Origin of the sequence: Streptomyces sp. GC420 (genome assembly GCF_009916105.1) — a bacterium.
Lineage (GTDB): Bacteria > Actinomycetota > Actinomycetes > Streptomycetales > Streptomycetaceae > Streptomyces.
In genome coordinates this window covers 1-4,639 of sequence record NZ_JAAAXQ010000508.1, presented here as the reverse complement: position 1 = coordinate 4,639, position 4,639 = coordinate 1, and the positions used below count along the sequence as shown (strand labels likewise).

General features: G+C 67.9%; 3 protein-coding genes and 1 pseudogene. All 4 read left to right on the top strand.

Features of this window, described 5'->3' with window-relative positions:
- Positions 1–49 precede the first annotated feature (49 nt).
- Entirely contained in the window at positions 50–2,923 is a 2,874-nt protein-coding gene (locus GUY61_RS35075; protein WP_166634363.1) for an AAWKG family protein, read from the top strand.
- Between the two features lie 130 nt (positions 2,924–3,053).
- Complete coding sequence (locus GUY61_RS35070; RefSeq protein WP_166634362.1) at positions 3,054–3,554, top strand: YbaB/EbfC family nucleoid-associated protein; 501 nt, start codon at positions 3,054–3,056, stop codon at positions 3,552–3,554.
- Positions 3,551–3,871 (top strand): hypothetical protein, encoded by a 321-nt coding sequence (locus GUY61_RS35065; RefSeq protein ID WP_166634361.1) that lies wholly within the window; start codon positions 3,551–3,553, stop codon positions 3,869–3,871. Before GUY61_RS35070 ends, GUY61_RS35065 begins: the two co-directional genes overlap by 4 nt.
- 6 nt (positions 3,872–3,877) lie before the next feature.
- Positions 3,878–4,639 (top strand): annotated as a pseudogene (locus GUY61_RS35060) (hypothetical protein); the annotation flags it as partial.

Genomic DNA, 4,639 nt, shown 5'->3' with positions numbered 1-4,639 from the left:
CGTCCGCACCCCCGCCACGCGCCGCGCTCCCCGGAAGGGCCGCTCTCCTATGACAACACCACCGCAGACCCGATGGGAATACGTCGTCGGGCAGCTCACGGGTTTCGCGGGCGGCAAGCGCGAGGACGTGGGCAGCGTGGGGAGCACCGCCGACCAGTCGGGGGAGGGAATCGGCTGGCTGAGGGCGGCCCCGAAACTATTGTCACTGTACCCCCCGGACGATACTTCCATAGAGCACGCCGGAAACGGACCCGAGAGAGTCATCAGGTTCTACGACATCGGCGTCGAGAATTACTGGGAGGTCACGCTGACGGTCCCCTGGGCCGAGGGCGGGAACGATTTCAGCGACAACGGAAAAGCCGGCGCCTACGACTGGGGCTACGGCCAGGCCCTCAAGAAGCTGTTCGACGACGGCACCACCGCACATCTCGACCTCGGCTACCAGAACGTTCCCCCGGTGGACGTGAAGGACGCCATACAACTGACCACGATCATGGATATGGCAAAGTCGTTCGATGACGTACGCACGTTCTTTGTCAATTATCAAAAAGAGATCGAGGCCTGGCACAAGAGCCTGGGCGAGGAGGACGCGGCATGGAAAGGGTCGGCAGCCGATGTCTTCCGCAGCCTCGTCGACGGGCTGAATCTGGGATACAAGGATCTCGGCGAGGACCTCACCTCGAACCGGGGACCGGGAAGCGTGCAGTTGGGAAACCTTCCCGCCGTCACCGCCGGCTCTTCGGTCGGCAAGGAGATCCTCCGCTGCGTCCAGGCCATCCATGACGCCGCGGGCAAGCTCCATGCCGCATGGACCAGATGGACGACGGCAGCGTCACCGGACGCGGCCCTGTTCCTGCCGACCTGTCATCTCGACAGGTGGATCGACAAGGTTGCCGCCTACCTCAACGAATACAACATCCAGAAGGTGTCCCCGCACTCTACGCTTACGAAGCTCGAGCAGCTCGACGGGTTTTCCATCTACTACGAACCCTTCGGCGACCTCACGCAGAAGGACGCGTGGCAGAAGCTCGGGCAGCAGGCATACCGGGACTGGGTGGCGAATCTGGCGCAGTTGGACACGGCCGCCACCGAACAGGCCATCGCGCTCAACAACGCCTTCGCCGATCTCGAAAGCCTCACCAGCACCTTCACCTTCGCCCCCGGCTTCACCGACCTGAGGACCAAGTACACCGAGGACCAGACGAAGCAGCAGCAGGAAGACCTGAAGAATCAGCAGGACAATCCGGAGGACAAGACCGACCTGGGTTCGGGCGGCTCCGGCGGCGGGCTGGACGACACCAAGACGCCACCCGGCCTCGACGACCCGAACGACCTGAAGGACAAGGTCCCCCCTCCCACCCTGGACCTCAACAACCCGGACGGATCGCTGGGCAGCGGCCAGAACGGATCCCAGCCCCCCTCCCTCGGGCTCAACGGTCCCGGCGGCGGCCTCGGGGGCGTCATCCAGAACCCGGACGGCTCCACGTCCGTGCGCAACCCCGACGGTTCGTACACCACGACCTTCCCGGACGGACACCGGGAGACGACCGCGCCGGGCGTACTTCCCCCCGGCCTCGGGCTGAACCCGCCGGGCCTCGGCACGGGCAGCGGCACCGCCCCGCTGAAGACCGTCAAGGGCCCGGACGGCAGCACCACCGCGTACAACCAGGACGGCTCCCGCACCATCACGCACAAGGACGGGACCACCACCACCATCGCGCGCGACGGCACGACCACCACGGTCAACCCGGACGGCACCACCACCGTGCTGCACAGGGACGGCAGCGAGACGATCACCTACCCGGACGGCACCAGGACCACCGTCCGGCCCGACGGCAGCACCCTCACCCAGTACAAGGACGGCTCCACCCTGGCCGGCGCCCCCGACGGCACGCTGACCACGACCGACGCCGAGGGCAACAAGACCGTCTCCCGCCCGGAACCGGGCGAGACCGTCCACAACCCGGACGGCTCGACCACGACGTGGAACAAGGACGGCTCGACCACGACGGTGCACGCCAACGGCACCAGGACCACGGTCAACCCGAACGGAACGGTCACCACGGTCGACCCGGACGGCACCAAGACGGTCTCGCACCTGGGCAAGAACACCTCGACCATCGAATACGCCGACGGTTCGGTGGCCAAGGTGGACAAGGACGGCACGGTCGTCACCACCTACAAGGACGGCACCGCCACCAGGCTCGGGCCGGACGGCACCTACACGACCACCGACCCGGACGGGGGGAAGACGACCGAGCACCTGAACCCCCTCGGCGGAAAGGCCGGTGCCCAGACCACGCACAACCAGGACGGCTCCACCACCACGAACTATCCGGACGGCACCGTGGACGTCGAGTTCAAGGACGGCGGCCACAAGATCACGTACCCGGACGGGCGGACGGTCACCACGGACGCCGACGGCCGCACCGTCTCGGTGACGGGCGGCCTGTCCAGCGGTCTCGACGGCACCTCCTCCGGCCGCCTCGGCGACTTCGACTACTACGACTACCCGGACGACTGGAGCTCCGGAACCTCCCTGACCGGAAGCGGCTACGGGAGCGGCTCCTCCTCCCTGCCCTTGCTCTCCGCCAACCCCCTGGGGCAGAGCCTCACCGCGACCGGCGGTGCCGGTACCGGCGGCACCGTGGCCGGAGAACGCACCCGGGCGGCAGCGATCGGCGAGTCGGTGGCCGCCCGCAGCCGCGCCGCCCAGCTCGCCGCCGAGGAGGCGGCCCTGGCGCGGCGCCCTGCGACCACCTCCGGGGGGATGCCGTTCCTCCCCCCGATGGGCGGCGGCATGGGTGGCGCCGGCGGCCAGAGCACCCAGAGCGACGAGCGCGAGCGCGCCACCTGGGTGAGCGAGGACGAAGAGGTCTGGGGCACCGACGAGGGCGGGATCGCCGGCGTGATCGGACGGTGAGCCGGGTGCACGGGGACAAGGACGGGGACGGGACCACGAGCAGGGCCAGGGGCGCACGCGGCGGGCGCGGCCGACGGAGCCGGCCTTCCCGCCGATGCCGGGACATACGCGATCAAGGAGGTGCGGGGCGATGAGCAATCCCCTGGAGGAACGGCTGGCGGAGGCACTGGCCGAGTTCGAGGAGACGCGGGTCAGGCTGGACGAGGCCGCGGCGGAGGCGTCCCGGATATCGGCGACGGTCACGGCCAAGGACCGTTCGGTGGAGGCGACCGTCGGGGCGCAGGGCGAGGTGACGAACCTGCGCTTCCCCACCTCGCGTTACCGCACCATGGCTCCCGCCGAGCTGGCCAACGCGGTGATGACCACCATCGCCGCCGCGCGTTCCCAGGCAGCCTCCCAGCTGCTCGACATCTATCGGCCCTTCGGTCCGGTCCCCGGGCTGTCGCCGGACGCCGAGGGCGGCTTCGCCCCGGTGGAGTGGGAAGAGCTGTTCGCCCCGCTGCGGGAGGACCCGGACCTGGTGGTGCCGTCCTCCCGCTCCACCGCCACCTCCCGGGGAGCTCTGCTGGACGAACTGGTGGACGACGAGGAGAGCGGCACCGGTACGGAGGAGGGGACGACACGCCGATGAGTGAACTCGACGTCGACAGCGAGGGCCTGAACGGCAGCGGCGAGGCCGTGAAGGACGTGGGCGAAGTGCTCAAGGTCGCCCGCGAGGAATACCTGGACAAGATCACCAGCTATCGCGGCTGCTGGGGCACCGGTGAGTTCGGCGAGACCTTCGCCAAGAAGTACTACCAGGGCCTCGACCTCGTCGTGGACGGGACCGCGGCCCTGATCGAGGCGCTCGAAGCCAGCGGACAGAGCCTGGGTGACACCTCCAAGAAGTTCAAGAAGACCCAGTCTGACGTGATCGACCACGTCAGCACCCAGACGAAGAAGCACTGAGCGGCCATGTCGTTGGAGTTTCCCCCCCAGTGCGCCTGGCTTTTCGCCGCCCTGACCGGTGAGGTCCCGCCGGACGGCGACGAGGACAAGATGTTCGCCCTCGCCGAGGCGCACAAAGGGCTGCACGGGAAACTGAACGGCGACATCCAGAAGCAGGTGGCCGACGCCCTCGGCTACACCAGGAAGAACTTCGACGGCACCGCCGCCGAGATGTACCAGGAGGCGATGAAGGACTTCCTCGGCGGGCAGGAAGGGCTCGACTACTTCAACGCCGTCACCAACCAGGCGGAGTTGATCGCCGACTTCACCCGCAAGAGCGCCACCCAGCTCCAGTACACGAAGTACATGATCATCGCTCAGCTGGTGGAGCTGCTGGTCGAGGCCGCGGTGGCGTTGGCACTGTCCTTCTTCTTCGGGGCCTCCATCGCCGCCTACCTGCAGAAGCAGGCCATCGTCCGGTTGATCATCCGCACCCGCCTGGGGCGGATGCTCATCGCGCTGCTCATGCACGAGATCATCAACGTGGGCATGGGCGTGGCCATGGACGGTCTCGTCCAGTGGACGCAGCTGAACCAGGGCACCCGTGACAACTGGGACAGCAAGCTCACCAAGAACGCCGCCCTCTCCGGAGCGATCCAGGGCCTGCTGGCGGGTCCCTTCCAGGCTCTTGGCGACAAGTTCGGCAAGCTCTTCGGCAACGACGCCGGCAAACTGCTCGGCAACCGGCTCGACGACGTACTGCCTCCACCCAAGAGCACCCTCGACGAC